Below are 17,440 nucleotides of genomic sequence, written 5' to 3' on the forward strand. Positions count from 1 at the left end.
TCGCTAGCATAGGCTGCAAATAACAATGATAGGGTCCTCACATGTCGGTCACGGATTACGCCCCCTCCATCACGTCGCTGGCTAGCCAGTATCAACAACACGACGCCCTAGGCCTTGCCCAACTGATCAAACAGGGCGAGGTGAGCGCAGAGCAATTACTCGAGCATGCCATCAGCTTGGCTGAGCGCCTCAACCCCAGCCTAAACGCCATTATTACCCCTCTGTATGACTATGGCCGTCAGCAAATAGCCAACGGGTTGCCTGATGGTCCTTTTACCGGCGTGCCATTTTTGATGAAAGATTTAATTACTGAACTGGCTGGCACGGCCTTGCAAAGCGGCAGCAAGGCGTTGGCACATTATCGATCGAGTGCCGACAGCGAACTGACCCAACGCTATAAACGCAGTGGCGTGGTGATATTCGGCAAGACCAATACGCCTGAATTTGGCCTAATGGGCGTTACCGAACCCAAGGCTTTTGGGCCAACGCGTAATCCTTGGAATCTTGAACACACTCCTGGAGGCTCCAGCGGCGGCTCGGCAGCGGCTATCGCTGCTGGCATAGTGCCGATGGCATCCGGTGGCGACGGTGGCGGCTCGATTCGTATTCCAGCAGCTTGCTGCGGTTTATTTGGTCTAAAACCCAGCCGCGGACGCACCCCAACGGGTCCTTATTACAGTGAATTCTGGGATGGCGCTGCAGTTGAACACGTACTGACGCGAAGTGTTCGTGACAGTGCTGCCATGCTTGATGCTATTGCCGGACCGGACGGCTCCACTCCCTACCCAGTTTCAGCTCGCAATGACTTTTTACAGCTCAGCCAAGAGCCAGTACGGCCATTAAAAATAGGCTTCAGTAGTCGTTCATTTGTTGGCCGCTCGGTAGATGTGGAGGCCATTAAAGCCGTTGAACACAGCGCCACCCTGCTGAAGGACTTAGGCCATCAGGTCGAAGAAGTGGATATTCAACTCGACGCCGACGCTATAGTCGATTCTTACCTGACCATGTATTTTGGCCATGTCGCGGCCGATCTGGATCATGTTGCGCAACTCATTAATAGCCGCGTCAGCAATTTAGATGTTGAGCTCACCACTCGCACCGTCGGCATGATAGGGAAATGCATCAGTGCCGGTGATTTTGTGATCGCCAAACGCCGCTGGAATCAGTTTGCGCAAACCATGCATATGTTTCATCAGCGTTATGATCTGCTGCTGACCCCCACTTTAGGGGCAGAACCTGTGACTATTGGTGCTTTTGAACCGCCATTACTGGAGCGCATCGGCATGCAAATCGTTAATGGCCTAGGGTTGCACCGCTTACTAATAAAAACTGGCCAGGTAAAAAACATGGCCATGCAGGCGATGGAAAAGCTGCCATTTACCCAGCTGGCCAATTTAACCGGAGCGCCTGCCATGTCGGTCCCATTATATTGGAGCACCTCTGGTTTACCGTTGGGTGTGCAATTTATGGCACCCATGGGCGATGAAGCAACGTTATTGCAACTGGCCAGTCAATTAGAAAGCGCCAGCCCCTGGTTTGATAAACGCCCAACATTAACGGGGAACAATTAATGGGTTCTGCACACATCGTTTTGATAAGCGGCTGCTCCAGCGGCATAGGCAAGGCCTTGATGCTGGAGTTTCTTAAACAAGGCTGCACCGTATTTGCTGGTGTACGCTCACTGGATGCTTTAAACGACACTAAGCACCCTCAATTACGTCCGGTTAAACTTGACGTCAATAACACCAATGACATTGAGCAATGCATAAACAGCATAAAACAAGAGTTCGGCCAGCTGGATATGCTGGTCAATAATGCAGGCTTCGCGGCTATGGGGCCATTAATGGAGTTGTCACAACAGAAATTGCAGCAGCAGTTTGCTACCAATTGTTTTGCCCCAATATTGTTGACGCAAGCAGCTCTGCCGCTGCTAAAAGCATCAAAACAGGCCAAGGTGGTGAATATTGGTTCCGTCAGCGGAATCATGAGCACACCTTTCGCTGGTGCTTATTGCGCCAGTAAAGCGGCATTACATGCACTAAGCGATGCCCTACGATTGGAATTAGCGCCCTTTAGCATCGATGTCATTACAGTACAGCCAGGGGCCATTCAATCCAGTTTCGGCGACAATTCGTTATCCAGTTTGGCTGGTTTAGTCGCTGATGATTCCGATTATGCCAGTGTAAAACCACATATCGAAGCCAGAGCCACAGCATCACAAAATAATCCAACCAAGGCCGATGACTTAGCTCGTGAGCTAGTAGCGCAGTTATTTAATCAACCCAAGGCAATTATTCGCCTAGGCCGTGGCAGTCGTTTATTACCCTGGATGCAGCGCTGGCTACCACTCTCTATTCGCGACGGGCTATTGCTGCGGAAATTTGGCTTACAACGATAAAACCATTACCGACAAACAAAAACACCCGCCGAAGCGGGTGTTTAATGCCATCAAACTTCTATTAGAAGTTTTGACGCAGCGATACCAGAGCAATCATAGCATCACCTTCTTTAGCATCATCATCAGAGCTGTAAGATACTTGTTCCAGCTCTAAACGGATGTGGCTGCTATCAGAAGTTGCGTAGATGAATTGAGCGAACAGGTTGCTGTCCAACTGACGCTCAGTTTCGATATCGTCTTCACCCATACCAAAACCTGCGTGTACATGCAGTTTTTCAGTCACTTGGTAATCACCGCCAACGACGAAAGCAGTTTTGTTGCTATCACCATCAATATCACGGTCTGCCAATTGATAGTTGAAGCCAACGTTCATGCCATCCATGACTGCATAGCGAGCACCAACGCTCATGATAGAAGGAGCTGCCAGATCACCATCAAAATCTTCTGCTTCAGATACAACAGAAGTCTGATAGGCACCTGTCAGAGCCAGTTGACCAAGGTTAACTTCAGCACCCGCGGTCAGACCAGTGATACCAGAAACGTTTTCGTCACGGCTGTCTTCTGCAACATGAGCAGCAACAGTTGCAGTAAATGTATCACCGCTAAATGCGCCACCACCAAAGGTATAAGCAACGGTACTATCCGTACGGAAAGTCTGGTTCATTGAACCAGGCATGACTTCTGTGGTGTAGTAGTAAGCACCGAAGCCGTGCACTTCACTGATTTGGCCGTTCAAACCGCCGTACAGCAGCAGGTAGTTATCTTGAGTACCTACTTTTAAGGTGTGTCCATCTTTAGACAGACTCAACCAACCGTGACGAGTAGAAGGTGACATGCCACCACCCAATACTTGCGCACGTAATTCATATTGGTAAGCCAGCGTTAAACCGCTATCAAGTGTTTCGCTACCTTTAACACCCAGGCGAGAGTTATTACCATTAGACATGGTAAAGTCACGCTCATCAGTGTTATCCACTTTAGAGTTCTGACCGGCATAAATATCCGCACCTACGCCATCTTCGTCGGAGTAGTATTCAACGCCGAGGTCAATACGTCCGTACAAATCAACGCTAGGCGCTGCCATAGCACTGCCCGCGAACGCAAAACCTGCTACCGCCAGTGCGAGGGATGATTTCTTGAACATAGTCTTTCCTTCCTCTCTCTTAGTTTAAGAGCTCTCGTGAGCCATGCTTACGCATTTTTATTAGCCAGATGCTATGCCGCTTCTGACGTCAGTCGCCCCAACATGGTGTGGTACAGCTGTTGTTCACCGATCACCCCAGTTACGACTCCCGATTCTTTAACCATCACAGCATGCCCTGTCTTTAAGCAGATTTCCATAACTTGCCGAACAGGAAGATGCCCAGGCACTGCGAATGGCTGTTGTGCCAATGTTTCAATATTCATTTCCGGGTCAAAATCCAACACTTGGCTGGACTTGTCGCCATGAATAATGGCTTTACAGTCCGCAGACAGCCAATAGTCTTGGTCATCTCGCAAAGAATATCCAGTTTCTGATGCAATTATTTCACTAATTGGCTGCATAACAGAGGCTGCTTTCAATACATTTAGTGGATTGGTGTGGGCCACAAAGCTCTGAACATAATCGTTAGCGGGCTTTAATACAATATCTTCTGGGCGCCCATGCTGTACGATTTCAGCATCTTTCATTATAGCGATGTGTGTTCCTAGCTTTAACGCTTCATCCAGATCGTGACTGACAAAGATGATAGTTTTTTTAAGGCGTTCTTGCAGTTGCAATAATTCGTCTTGCAACTGCGTGCGAATCAAAGGGTCCAGCGCTGAAAACGGCTCATCCATGAGTAATATTTCCGATTCAGTCGCCAGCGCACGCGCCAGACCAACACGCTGCTGCATCCCGCCCGACAAACTCGCGGGTTTGTGATCGGCCCACTCGGCCAATCCAACCAACTCCAGTTGCTGTTGCACGCGACGCTTTACTTCTGCCTTATCCATACCCTGCAGCTCAAGCGGCATTGCTACATTTTGCGCCACAGTAAGCCAAGGCATCAGGGCAAATTTCTGAAACACCATGGAAATACTTTGGCGGCGAATATCACGTTGCTGTTGTGGACTGGCTTTAACAAAATCCACCCACTCATCACCCACTTGTATTTCAACACTGCCGCGTGTTACAGGGTTTAGGCCATTAACACAACGCAGCAAACTGGATTTTCCCGAGCCAGAAAGCCCCATTAAGACACAAATTTCGCCTCTGGCGACTTCCAAATTGACCTGACGAACACCGAGCACGAGCCCGGTTTCATTGCGAATTTGTTCTCTGTCTTTGCCGGCGTCAATCAGCGGCAAAGCAGGTTCCGGCTTATCGCCAAATACCACATCCAAAGAGTTTATACGAATCATAATCAAGCCTCCTGAGGACGCGGTTTGCACAAACGATCAAGCAAAATTGCCATCAACACGATGGCCAAACCCGCTTCAAAACCGCTGGCAATGTCTACGGTATTCAAAGCCCGAACGACAGGCTTACCCAGACCATCAGCCCCAACCAAGGCAGCAATGACCACCATCGACAAAGACAACATAATGCACTGAGTGATGCCGGCGGCAATACTCGAGGCCGCTGCGGGCAGCTCAATTCGCCATAAAAGCTGAGAACGTGTAGCACCAAAACTCTCGCCAGCTTCCAACATTTCTTTGGGTACTTCAGAAATACCGAGATACGTCAGACGCACAGGGGCAGCAATGGCAAAAACAATGGTAGAAATCAATCCAGGGACGACCCCCAAACCAAACAAGGTCAGAGTTGGAATCAGATAGACAAAAGGCGGCACAGTTTGCATCAAATCCAACACAGGTCGAAGCACTGCGTAAAATCTTGGCTGATGCGCCGCATAAATACCTAAAGGCACACCAATAAGAACGCACAACACTGTGGCATAGAGCACCAGTGACAGGGTCTCCATGGTTTCATGCCAATAATCAAGATTCCAAATCAATAGCAGCGAAGCCGCTGTAAAAATACTTAACGAGAGTGAGCGTTGACGCCAGTAGGCCAACGCCGTGATAGCCAAAGTGAATACCAAAGGATGTATCCAAGTTAATCCTTCGGTCGACACCAGTAGAATCCACTCCAGGCTCTCGGCAATGACATCAAAAAAGCCGGAGGCATTATCAATCAGCCAGTCGAAAAACAGCTCTATGTAATCGCCCAACGGCAATTTATATTCATTCATAAGAAATCAGCCAGCCTTGTTGCCAAGGCTGGTAGTTAGTCAGACAAAGGGGAAATATCAATCGAGCGCAGCAACGGCTGCATTCAAAGCAGGCTTGCCATCAAGAGTGTTTACTCCGTCAAGCCAAGCATTTAACACGTCGGTATTGGCAGCCAGCCAGTCGCGCGCCGCTTGTTGAGGTTTTTTGCCACCATCCAGAATGGCGCCCATGACCTCATTTTCCATTTCCAGAGTAAAGGTCATATTGCTCAGCAAACGCCCCACATTCGGACATTTTTCAACATACCCTTGGCGAGTATTGGTAAAAACACTAGCGCCGCCCAAGTTAGGACCAAAGAACTCATCACCGCCCTCTAAATAAGCCAGTTCAAAGTTGCTGTTCATTGGGTGTGGCTCCCAGCCCAGGAAAACGATCCACTTATCGCGGCGAGTATTACGTTTCACCTGAGACAGCATGCCGGCTTCACTGGATTCTTTGACTTCAAAGCCTTTTAAACCAAAGGCGTTTTGATCAATCATCTGCTGAATTAAACGATTGCCGTCGTTACCTGGCTCGATACCATAAATGCGATGGTCAAACTTATCTGCGTGCTTGGCGATATCAGCAAAGGTTTTTACACCCGCGTCATACACGTACTTAGGTACAGCCAAGGTATATTTGGCGCCTTCCAAGTTTTTCACCACGGTATCAACAGTACCTGCGTCACGATACTTTTTGATATCACCTTCCATAGTCGGCATCCAATTGCCGAGGAAAACGTCAATGTCGTTGTTTTCCAGCGATTTGTAGGTCACTGGCACCGACAGCATCTGGGTTTCCGCTTGATAACCAATAGATTCCAATACCACCGAGGCGATGGCGGTAGTGGCGGTAATGTCGGTCCAGCCAACATCAGAAAAACGAACGGTACTGCATTGCTCTGGCTCAGCCTGGGCCGCCATCGGCAGTAATATGGCAGCGCTGAGAACTAGGGATTTCATTTTCATTCTGTGCTTCTCCTTGTCAGTGTTGTAAAACTCTGTTTGGGGATTGACTCCGTTGCTTATTCTTCCAGTCGGCTTCCATGCCAACTTCCGCCCGGCTGGGTGCCAGAGGATCTCGTTGTAAAATCAAATCAGCAGCGCGCTCGGCCACCATAATAGTGGGAGCATTGAGGTTGCCATTGGGAATGGTTGGGAAAATGGACGAGTCCACCACGCGCAACCCCTGAATGCCGTGCACCTGGGTTTTATGATCGACCACCGCCATATCGTCATTGCCCATCTTATTACTGCACGACGGGTGGTAGGCACTTTCAACATTAGCGCGAACAAACGCATCAATATCAGCGTCAGTTTGAATCTGCTCGCCCGGCTGAATCTCGCCGTCACGATAAGGATCCATGGCCGGTTGATTAATGATTTCCCGCGTCAAACGCACACAGTCGCGAAAACCTTCGCGATCACGCTCGCTCTGCAAGTAATTAAACAGGATTGAAGGATGATCCGTCGGGTTTGCGCTCAATGCATGAACCCGACCGCGACTACTGGGCTTATTGTGACCAATATGCACCTGAAAGCCATGACCATCGAAGGCCGCACGACCGTCGTAGCGCATTGCTGCCGGCAAGAAGTGATACTGCAAATCTGGCCATTCCACTCCGGCTTTAGAGCGAATAAAACCACAAGATTCAAAGTGATTGGTGGCACCCAGGCCCTGGCGGGTCAAAATCCAGCGCGTGCCAATTAAAAACTTACGCCACAAGCTTAACTCGCCATTAAGGGTAATCGGCTGCTTACAGCGAAACTGGAAATAGAACTCCAGATGATCTTGCAGATTTTCGCCAACGCCAGGCAACTCATGCTGAACTTCAATGCCTGCTTGCTTAAGCACATCCGCATTGCCAATACCGGACAGCTGCAAGATATGCGGCGAGCCAATTGGTCCCGCGGACAGAATCACATCCTTACGAGCCATGGCCTGCTGCACTTGACCACCTTTTATAAAGCGCACGCCCGTCGCTACTTTATCTTCCAACAGCACCTTTTCAACCTGGGCATGGGTAACCAGAGTCAGATTGCTGCGCTTCATGGCAGGGCGTAAATAGGCATTTGCGGTCGACCAACGCAGGCCATTTTTGACCGTCATATGCATGGCACCAAAGCCTTCTTGCTGCTTACCGTTATAGTCCTGGGTAAAGGGATAGCCAGCCTCCTGCCCCGCCTGGATAAAGGCTTTATACAGAGGGTTTTGCATATTATTGCCGTTATTAACGCCTAACGGCCCTTGATCTCCACGGTAATCATCGCCGCCAAAGGCCCAGGTTTCCGCTTTTTGAAAATACGGCAGACAGTGGGCGTAATCCCAATTTTCGGCACCCTGCTCGGCCCACTCATCAAAATCCCGTGCATGACCACGAACATAAACCATGCCGTTAATAGAAGAAGAACCACCCAATACCTTGCCACGCGGACAATGCATACGACGATTATCCAAATACGGCTCAGGCTCAGTATGGAACTGCCAGGCATACTTTTTAGTATTCATAGGAATCGACAACGCCGTTGGCATTTGAATAAAAATGCTGCGATCACTGCCGCCGGTTTCAATCAGCAATACCTGATTATCCGGGTTTTCGGTTAACCGGTTGGCGAGCACACAACCCGCGGAACCCGCCCCTACAATGATGTAATCATAAGTCGCCATGTGTCACCTCAGAACGGACTTTCAAGTGGCTGCATGCCAACGTAAACAGACTTAAGCTGGGTATACTGCTGCAAAGTCACTAGGCCATTTTCGCGACCAATGCCCGATTGCTTGTAGCCACCCACTGGCATCTCCGCAGGCGAAGCACCAAAGCTATTAATCCAGCAAATGCCTGCTTCAAGTTGATGAATCACCCGATGTGCTCGGCGAATATCGCGAGTAAAGACGCCCGCTGCCAAGCCCAGGTGGGTGTTATTCGCACGAGCAATGACCTCATCTTCATTATCAAAGGTCAGTACCGACATAACCGGGCCAAAGATTTCCTCTTTAACAATGCTCATGTCGTCGTTGCAATCGACAAAGATGGTTGGTTCGACAAAGTAGCCATTTTCTGCTGAAGCCGGCCGCAGCGCTTGGCCACCCGTTAACAGGGTGGCTCCCTCTGCCTTGCCTTTTTCGATGTAATCCAGCACTAATTTGTGATGCTTGGCCGAAATTAATGCACCAAAGTTAACCGCCGGATCTAACGGGTCGCCGGCAACGATATTACCTTCGGTGCGCTGCTTCAGCCGCGCCAGAAATTCATCTTTAATATCAGCTTGGAGGAATACCCGAGTGCCATTGGTGCAAATTTCACCCTGAGTGTAAAAATTGCCTAACATGGCGGCCGATACGGCATCATCGATATCGGCATCATTAAATACGATCAAAGGCGACTTACCGCCCAGCTCCATGGTGACTTCTTTAAGTGTACTGGCCGCGGCTTGCATCACTTTTTTGCCAGTACCAACTTCACCGGTGAAGGACACCTTGGCGATATCTTCATGGTGCGTCAGCCACTGCCCGACCTCAGCGGCGCCGTGTACCACGTTAAACACACCAGCAGGCATACCGGCTTCAATAAAAATTTCTGCCAACTTCACCGCGCCATGCGGTGTTTCTTCTGATGGCTTAAAGATCATCACATTGCCACAGGCCAGGGCCGGGGCAGACTTCCAGCAAGCAATTTGCAGCGGGTAGTTCCAAGCACCAATGCCTGCACAGATCCCTATGGGCTCTCGGCGGGTGTAATAAAAATCGCCGCCCAAATCTTGCTGATTGCCTTCAATCGCAGGGGCTAGGCCAGCAAAAAACTCGATTGAATCCGCACCGGTGACCACATCAACGACGGATGCTTCTTGCCAGGGCTTGCCGGTGTCGAGCACTTCAATGCGCGCCAGCTCATCATTACGCTGCCTCAGCAGCGCTACGGCTTTGAGCAAAATTCGACTGCGCTCGATCGCCGGCATAGCCGACCACTCGGCAAAGCCCTGCTGCGCACTGGCAATGGCAGCTTGGCGTATACTCTCATCGGCCACTTCAACCTGATAAATAACCTCACCCGTCGCTGGATTGGTGACGTCGAAGGTCTCTGCTGAGGTATTGGCCAATGGCTGACCGTGAATAAAGTTCGTTAGACGCATTGCTGAGTTACTCCGCGCACAATGATATCGATGTAGTCTTTGCACAGTCTTTCTGCCTCAGCAAAAGATGCCTCAGGGTCCTGACTGAGCACACTGCGTAACCACATTCCGTCAATCATGGCTGCCATAGATGCAGCAGCATCACGCGCCTGCTGCTCGCAAGCGATCATCTGTTTCAATGAATACAACAAGTTGCTGTAGAGACGACTGGCGTTAACGGCCTGCAAGCGCGATAGCTGCGGGTCGTGCACTGCTTTTGCCCAAAAGGACAGCCAGGTGACTGTGGTGGAAGAAGAACGTTGAAAGCCAGTAAAGTTAGTTTCGACAATCATGCGCAGGCGCTGTCTGGGGGTCACTCGCTGCCGCTGCGCTTCTCGCAGCTGTACCAACAGGCCTTGCTTGAGCTGCTCCAACATGTGCCGAATGGCCGCCTCAATCACCCCCTGCTTGCCACCAAAATAATGACTGATGATGCCCGATGACATCCCTGCCTGGCGACTGATGGTGTTGATCGTGGTGCCTTGAAGTCCATTGTCTTCTATCGACTTCAAGGTGGCTTCGATCAACTGTTTGCGACGTATCGGTTCGATTCCAACTTTAGGCATTTTTCTTTAATTGAACGTTCAATTAAATTCAGTCTAAAGTTTAGATCTGTAAGTATCAACCCCTGAAAAAACCCCAACACAGGCCAAAGCAAGGCAAAAAACCGCCTTATTTCAGCACCCACGCGGCCTAGAGAAAGATTCCCCTGACAGAAAAATCACATAGATGTCTAACAGATAGGTCCCAGTTAGAGGCCAGAAAAAGAAAAGCGTTAGATTGTTTTTTGATCAAAACAGATTCTTTGGGCTGACACAAGCTGAGCTAAAAAGACCAATTCCGACCATAGAAAGAGAAGCGAAACAGTGGAAAATAGTTACACATCGAAAGAGACTGCAACTAGGTGACTAAATAACCGAGACAGGAGCAGCGCGACCCAGGGGCCGCACTGCTGGGGTATTAGAATGCCTGGCGCAAACTGAACAGACCGACCTTCATCTCGCCGTTGTCTTCATAAGCCACTTGCTCAAATTCAAAGCGCAAATGACGGTGACCAGATAACTCATATTGCAACATACCGTAGATGTTACTCTCCAGCTGCAGCTGACTGTCATCGTCGTCACTGCCCACGGCATAACCCAGATGCACACTCACATCTGGCTGCGGACGGTACTGCACCGATACCGACGTAGACCGACGCTTGCTGTCTTCACCAGTGTCACGATCGGCGGCGCGGTAAGCCAAACCAAAATCTAACACGTCAGAAGCTTGAAACTTGGCACCCAAACTATAAATAAATGGCGCAGCAACGTCCGCATTGATGGCATCCGCCGCTTCGCTTTCTTTAACCACAGAACCGATATAGGCACCGTTTAGCGTCAACTGCCCGAAGGTAGCCGCAGCACCTAACGTCACCGCGGTAATACCGCTATCATTGAGCAGCTCACCATCAGCCGTTTCGCGATCGTCTTCATTGACATGTAAAGCCACGGTGGCGGTAAATGGATTTGTACTAAAACCACCATCGCCATAGGTGTAAGACACCGTGGCATCATTGCGATAGCCGTATTGGGTGGAACCCACCATCAGGTTAGTAATGTAAAAATAAGAACCGACACCATGAACCTCAGCGCGATTGGTATTCCAGCCGCTGTATTCAAAAAATGGCGACCATTGCGCACCGACTTTAAAGTGATGCTTATCTTTAGAAAGACCAAACCAACCTAAACGAGTGCGAAACGCATTGCCGCCATCCTGCAGCACATTAGCACGCACCTCCATGCGATATTTACCAATCCAGCCGTCGGCCAGATCTTCTTGCCCCTTCAGTCCCAGACGTGACTGCGAACCATTGGTCAGCGAAAATTCTTTGCCATCGGTGTTACGCACTGGCGCATCAGATCCTGGGTACATTACCCGCCCGGATTCATCCACAATATTCAGATCTGATGATTCCGAATAGGACTCAATACCAATATCGACGTAGCCGTAAAACTCTGGCATTTCGATCGCATTTGCAGCGGGTGCTGCCATGGCAATCGCCAGCGCCAAAGGGGTTGAACGGAACATAGCTTCTCCTTCTGATTTATTATCTGCGAGCCTGGTGAGTAGCTCGTGTGGCAGCAAAGTACCCATTTAGTCAGAAGGTGCCAAGCACTGATCGTCGAAATTATTACCTATAGGAACAAAAAATGATCAGCCCTGATTTAGCGCAAGGCGGTATTTAGGAATAGCAAAGGCAGTGGCGCGAATGGTCGAAGATTTACCTTACCGCCCAAGTCTTGCACTTAGGCGGTCTATTACCAGCAGCTAGTCAGCGCGATGCTCACGTGCCAAATAATCGTGCGATTGCATTTCCAGCATGCGCGAGGTGGTCCGCTGAAATTCAAACTCCAACTTCCCCTGACCATAAATATCGGGGATAGCCGCCTCAGCCGACATAATCACCTTCACACCACGATCATAGAACTCGTCAATCAGATTAATAAAGCGGCGCGCCAAATCGTCGTTTTTCGCCCCCATCACCGGCACATTGGAAATGATAATGGCATGAAACAGCTTGCCCAGTTCGATGTAATCGTTTTGCGAACGCGGCCCATCACACAGCGCATAAAAATCAAACCAAGCAACGTCCTCACACACTTCAATGGCGGGAATGTGACGCCCGAGAATTTCAACTTGCTCGCCTTTGCAACTATGGCGCGCATCGGGTACTAGGCTATCAAAGCTCTGACGTAAGGAAGCATTGGCTCCGGAATCGAGCGGATAATGGTACAACTCAGCTTGTTCAAGGGTGCGCAAGCGGTAATCCACCCCACTATCGACATTCACCACATCGGTAAACTGGTTTAATAAGCGGATAGCGGGTAAAAAACGATCTCGCTGCAAACCGTCTTTATACAGGCCATCAGGCACAATATTAGAGGTCGCCACCAGCGTCACACCACGATCAAATAACTCTTGCATCAAGCCGCCCAGAATCATGGCATCACCAATATCTGAGACAAAAAACTCATCAAAGCAAATCACCAATGCTTCGTCGGCAATGCTATCGGCGACGGTTTTGAGTGGATTTTTGGCGCCAGTTAGCTCTGTCAGCTGCTTATGCACCCGCTGCATAAAACGGTGAAAGTGCGTGCGCATTTTGCGCTTAAACGGCAAGGCGTCGTAAAAGGTATCGACCAAATACGTTTTACCACGCCCAACTCCGCCCCAGAAGTACAGTCCTTGCTGCGGTCGACGAGGAGTATTTCTCACGCTCGCCCACCAACGAGACACGGCCCCCTGGCGCGCACTGGCTTGTTCTGCCGCCACCAAATCCTCGTACAAGCGCTGCAAATGCTTGACCGCCATTTCCTGTGCCGGGTCATAGGAAAAGTCATCGCGTTGCAAATCGGCCTGATACAGCTCCATGGGAGTAGACACAGCATGTCTCCTGGGACGAACAAAAATGGGGCCGCAATTTATCCAACCGCCGAGCAAAGTGCAAATGCCACAAGACAGCGACGGCGCAGATGACGGATTTGTCAGCCTATTGCTGCTGATCCGCTCACTCAACCCAGCAACATTTGCAAGTCGCGCTTAGCACTGGCCTGTAGATCCGTCAGCCGGCCATGAAAGAAGTGCCCACCCTGCTCAAACACCTCCCAATGAGGCTGCGGCACCAACCGTGCCACCCAGTCGTCCACCTCATCAAAGGGCACGACCTCGTCGTCGTCGCCCATATAGACAAAGGTCTCGAACTGCATCGGCAGCGCCGAGGGCGCATCAAAGTGATGCACGGCAGGGGCAATCAAAAATAGTCCACTGATGTCATCAGGCTGTGCCTGAGCTGCCAAGCACGCCATGCCGGCACCAAAAGAAAAACCGCCCAGGTACAGCTGCTGCCAGCCTAAGGTGTCACGGGCATAGCGTATTGCGGATAGCACATCTTGCTGCTCACCCTGGCCTTGATCGTGCTCGCCGTCGCTGCTACCAACACCACGAAAGTTAAAGCGCAGCGTCGACAGGCCCAAACGACTGGCCGTTCGCACCATGCTAGTGACGACTTTATTGTTCATGGTGCCATCAAACAGCGGATGCGGATGGCACATCAAAAAGCCTGCCTGCCCTTCACCGACACTAGTTCGTCCTTCCAGCAAGCCGGCCGGACCTGCTATCGTGATTGCTTGCTCTGTTGCCATAACCCCTCAAAACCCCGTCAAAAAACACCTGCCAGCAAAGCGCTGGTAACGCCCTAGCCTGGCCTGGAATGCCTATATCCATATAGCCAAATGTTATCAGTATTACCTTCTTATATATCAGGCATCTTGATATATTGCCGCCATATAACCTCAGGCGAATTCCACACCCGGAAGCGAAAAACATGACCGATTATAACCTGACGCACCTGAAACAGCTTGAAGCGGAAAGCATTCATATCATCCGCGAAGTGGCCGCAGAATTCGACAATCCGGTGATGCTGTACTCCATCGGTAAAGATTCATCGGTGATGTTGCACCTTGCCCGCAAGGCATTCTATCCAGGTAAACCACCGTTTCCACTGATGCACGTGGACACCACCTGGAAGTTTCGCGAGATGATCGAGTTTCGTGATCACATGGCCAAAGAAGTCGGCATGGAACTGCTGGTGCACATTAACCAGGAAGGGGTTGAGCAAGGCATCAACCCATTTGATCATGGTTCATCCAAGCACACCGACATCATGAAAACCCAGTCGCTGAAGCAGGCGCTGGACAAATATGGTTTTGATGCTGCGTTTGGTGGTGCTCGACGTGACGAAGAAAAGTCGCGTGCTAAAGAGCGTGTTTATTCGTTCCGCGACAGCAAGCACCGCTGGGACCCCAAAAATCAGCGCCCGGAACTGTGGGAAATTTATAACGGCAAGGTCAATAAAGGCGAAAGCATTCGCGTCTTTCCGTTATCCAACTGGACTGAGTTGGACATCTGGCAGTACATCTATCTAGAGCAAATCCCGATTGTGCCTTTGTACTACTCCGCTAAGCGCCCGGTGGTTGAGCGCGATGGCATGCTGGTGATGGTCGATGACGAGCGTATGCCACTGGCGGAAGGCGAAGTGCCAGAAATGAAATCGGTACGCTTCCGTACGTTAGGATGTTATCCATTAACGGGCGCGGTGGAATCAGAAGCCGACACCTTGCCAGACATTATTCAAGAAATGCTACTGACCACCACATCGGAGCGTCAGGGCAGAGCCATTGACCACGATTCATCGGGCTCGATGGAGAAGAAAAAGCAAGAGGGGTATTTCTGATGTCACACCAATCCGACCTGATCGCGGCCGATATTCTGGAATACTTGCAGCAGCATGAAAACAAAGAGCTACTGCGCTTTTTAACCTGCGGCAATGTCGACGATGGCAAGTCCACATTAATTGGACGGCTACTGCACGACTCCAAAATGATCTATGAAGATCAGCTGGCTGCCATTGAAAAAGACAGCGCCAAAGTGGGCACTACGGGTGAAAAAATTGATTTAGCCTTGCTGGTGGATGGCTTGCAAGCCGAGCGTGAGCAAGGCATTACCATTGACGTCGCCTATCGTTATTTCAGCACCGCCAAGCGCAAATTCATTATTGCTGACACCCCTGGGCACGAACAATATACGCGCAATATGGCAACGGGTGCTTCGACCTGTCAGCTGGCCATTATTTTGATTGATGCCCGCCACGGTGTGCAAACTCAAACCAAGCGTCACAGCTTTATTGCCTCGTTATTAGGCATTAAGCATGTGGTGGTCGCCATTAATAAAATGGACCTGATGGACTTCAGTGAACAGCGTTTTAATGACATTCGCGACGACTATTTGAAGTTCGCGGAAAACTTACGCCTGCAAGATATTCACTGCGTGCCGATTTCGGCATTAGACGGCGACAACGTGGTGGAACGCAGCCAGCGCTCCGACTGGTATCAGGGCCAAACCCTGATGGAAATTTTAGAAACCGTGGAAGTAGCGAAGGATAAAAACCTCGACAATTTCCGTCTACCCGTGCAATACGTTAACCGCCCCAACCTAGATTTTCGCGGTTTTTGCGGCACCATAGCCGCCGGCACCGTGCGTCCGGGCGATACTGTGATGGCGCTACCATCACAAAAGACCAGCACCGTTGAGCGCATTGTCACCTTTGATGGCGACTTGGACGAAGGTTTTGCCGGTCAAGCCGTGACCCTGACCTTGGCCGATGAAATTGATATCAGCCGTGGTGACATCATCGTCAAGCCGGATGATCAGCCGCAGGTCAGCCAGCGTTTAAATGCTGACGTGGTGTGGATGACAGAAAGCCCGTTAGTCCCTGGTCGCCCCTACGACATTAAGTTTGCCTCCAGCAGCACGTCGGGCAGCTTTAGTCGCATTCATCACCTGGTGGATGTCAATACCATGGAGCAAAGCCAAGCCGAGCAAGTGCAATTAAACGAAATTGCCCTGGTTGAGCTCACTCTGGATAAAGCCGTTCCATTCGATTGCTACAGCAAGATTCCAGGTACCGGTGCCTTTATCGTCATCGATCGCCTCAGCAACGTCACCATTGGTGCCGGCATGGTGGTGGGGGATGCTCAAGCTGGGTCCAATACCAACGAGCCTGTCAGCGCCGAGCAAAAAGCCCGTCGCTTTAACCAGCGCCCAGCCATTGTTGCGATTAATGCGGTAAACCCGGCGGAAATCGCACAGCAGCTGGATCGTCGTTTGTTTGAAATGGGACGCGTCGCCGCCGTGTGTGAAGCACAACAGGCAGACACGCTAAAAGCAGCGGGCCTGGTGGCATTGGTCGCGGGTGGCGCCGATGGTGCGGACTTTAGCTTGGCTGCCGATCAGGAATCCATTGATAGCCTGATCGCCGATCTGCAGGAGCAGGGCATCATTTGATGCCCTTGCCTTTATTCCGGGGCGTTCGTCATTAACGTCTCGGGCTTTTCAATATCGAGACTTTGCACCGCAATCACAGCCTGAGTCCGGGTGCGCACTCCAATTTTTCTGAAAATAGCGGTGACATGGGCCTTAATGGTCGCCTCACTGACATCCAAATCATAAGCAATCTGCTTATTCAACATACCTTCCGCCATCATGGTCAGCACACGAAACTGCTGCGGCGTTAAACTGGCCAATCGCTCAGCCAAATCCAGCGCTTGCTCGTCAGGCTGATGCTGATGGCGACGGGCCACATCGGGTAAATACACATCGCCTTCCAATACCTTGCCTATGGCCTCAGAAATGGCTTCTAGTGGCGACGATTTGGCGATATAGCCCGATGCCCCATGATCCAGCGCCTGGCACATCACCGCAGGCTCTTCACACGCTGATACCACGATGACCGGAATTTCTGGATAGTGTGAGCGCAAATAGACCAAGCCAGAAAAGCCATGGGCGCCTGGCATTTGCAAATCCAACAGCACCAGATCGGCATCCTTATGGTCTTCCATGGTGGCCTGCAATTCTGGCAACGACTCCGCTTGAGCAATGCTCACATCCGGCACTAATTGCTTAACCGCTTGCTGCATGGCGGTGCGGAATAAAGGGTGGTCATCGGCAATCAGAATTTTATTGGCAAGCTGCATTGTTATTCCTCTACGCGCCGCTCATGACGTCACTGTAACACGGCGGCCAGCTGTTGTTATTG

Annotated in this window: 15 protein-coding genes; 4 read left to right on the top strand and 11 right to left on the bottom strand. The window is 50.6% G+C overall.

What is annotated here, in order from left to right; genetic code table 11:
• The first annotated feature begins 41 nt into the window (after window positions 1-41).
• Window positions 42-1,571 (top strand): amidase, encoded by a 1,530-nt coding sequence (locus AC55FS_RS13805; RefSeq protein WP_496932834.1) that lies wholly within the window; start codon window positions 42-44, stop codon window positions 1,569-1,571.
• On the top strand, window positions 1,571-2,398 hold the full coding sequence (locus AC55FS_RS13810; RefSeq protein WP_496932835.1) for an SDR family oxidoreductase: 828 nt from the start codon (window positions 1,571-1,573) through the stop codon (window positions 2,396-2,398). The genes AC55FS_RS13805 and AC55FS_RS13810 overlap by 1 nt, the downstream gene beginning before the upstream one ends.
• Before the next feature lie 61 nt (window positions 2,399-2,459).
• Here AC55FS_RS13810 and AC55FS_RS13815 read toward each other — a convergent pair whose 3' ends face one another.
• From AC55FS_RS13815 to AC55FS_RS13860, 10 genes are all read right to left on the bottom strand, one after another.
• The gene (locus AC55FS_RS13815) at window positions 2,460-3,542 is read right to left on the bottom strand and encodes a porin (RefSeq protein ID WP_496932836.1); all 1,083 of its coding nucleotides are present in this window, start codon (window positions 3,540-3,542) and stop codon (window positions 2,460-2,462) included.
• Between the two features lie 71 nt (window positions 3,543-3,613).
• Window positions 3,614-4,783, bottom strand: a complete 1,170-nt coding sequence (gene choV / locus AC55FS_RS13820; protein WP_496932837.1) for a choline ABC transporter ATP-binding protein — start codon at window positions 4,781-4,783, stop codon at window positions 3,614-3,616.
• Between the two features lie 2 nt (window positions 4,784-4,785).
• Window positions 4,786-5,616, bottom strand: a complete 831-nt coding sequence (choW, locus tag AC55FS_RS13825; RefSeq protein ID WP_496932838.1) for a choline ABC transporter permease subunit — start codon at window positions 5,614-5,616, stop codon at window positions 4,786-4,788.
• A gap of 57 nt (window positions 5,617-5,673) precedes the next feature.
• Complete coding sequence (locus tag AC55FS_RS13830) at window positions 5,674-6,558, bottom strand: choline ABC transporter substrate-binding protein (protein ID WP_496935974.1); 885 nt, start codon at window positions 6,556-6,558, stop codon at window positions 5,674-5,676.
• A gap of 61 nt (window positions 6,559-6,619) precedes the next feature.
• Window positions 6,620-8,302: a choline dehydrogenase gene (gene betA / locus AC55FS_RS13835; protein ID WP_496932839.1), complete on the bottom strand. Its 1,683-nt coding sequence runs from the start codon at window positions 8,300-8,302 to the stop codon at window positions 6,620-6,622.
• Window positions 8,303-8,310: 8 nt separating this feature from the next.
• Window positions 8,311-9,765 (bottom strand): betaine-aldehyde dehydrogenase, encoded by a 1,455-nt coding sequence (gene betB, locus AC55FS_RS13840; protein WP_496932840.1) that lies wholly within the window; start codon window positions 9,763-9,765, stop codon window positions 8,311-8,313.
• The gene (gene betI / locus AC55FS_RS13845) at window positions 9,756-10,370 is read right to left on the bottom strand and encodes a transcriptional regulator BetI (protein ID WP_496932841.1); all 615 of its coding nucleotides are present in this window, start codon (window positions 10,368-10,370) and stop codon (window positions 9,756-9,758) included. The genes betB and betI overlap by 10 nt, the downstream gene beginning before the upstream one ends.
• Window positions 10,371-10,764: 394 nt before the next feature.
• The gene (locus AC55FS_RS13850) at window positions 10,765-11,874 is read right to left on the bottom strand and encodes a porin (protein ID WP_496932842.1); all 1,110 of its coding nucleotides are present in this window, start codon (window positions 11,872-11,874) and stop codon (window positions 10,765-10,767) included.
• Between the two features lie 240 nt (window positions 11,875-12,114).
• Window positions 12,115-13,230, bottom strand: a complete 1,116-nt coding sequence (zapE, locus tag AC55FS_RS13855; RefSeq protein WP_496932843.1) for a cell division protein ZapE — start codon at window positions 13,228-13,230, stop codon at window positions 12,115-12,117.
• A 128-nt stretch (window positions 13,231-13,358) separates the two neighbouring features.
• Window positions 13,359-13,988, bottom strand: a complete 630-nt coding sequence (locus tag AC55FS_RS13860) for an alpha/beta hydrolase (protein WP_496932844.1) — start codon at window positions 13,986-13,988, stop codon at window positions 13,359-13,361.
• 182 nt (window positions 13,989-14,170) lie between these two features.
• Here AC55FS_RS13860 and cysD point away from each other — a divergent pair, with 182 nt between their 5' ends.
• Both cysD and cysN read left to right on the top strand, forming a co-directional pair.
• Window positions 14,171-15,079 carry a sulfate adenylyltransferase subunit CysD gene (gene cysD, locus AC55FS_RS13865; protein ID WP_496932845.1) on the top strand — a complete coding sequence of 303 codons (909 nt, stop codon included), beginning with the start codon at window positions 14,171-14,173 and terminating at the stop codon, window positions 15,077-15,079.
• Window positions 15,079-16,689, top strand: a complete 1,611-nt coding sequence (gene cysN / locus AC55FS_RS13870; protein WP_496932846.1) for a sulfate adenylyltransferase subunit CysN — start codon at window positions 15,079-15,081, stop codon at window positions 16,687-16,689. Before cysD ends, cysN begins: the two co-directional genes overlap by 1 nt.
• Before the next feature lie 11 nt (window positions 16,690-16,700).
• Here cysN and AC55FS_RS13875 read toward each other — a convergent pair whose 3' ends face one another.
• A complete protein-coding gene (locus AC55FS_RS13875) occupies window positions 16,701-17,378 on the bottom strand; it encodes a response regulator (RefSeq protein ID WP_496932847.1) in 678 nt (225 codons plus the stop codon).
• Window positions 17,379-17,440 lie beyond the last annotated feature (62 nt).

The sequence above is a fragment of the Bacterioplanes sp. CLAM21 genome, from assembly GCF_059641015.1.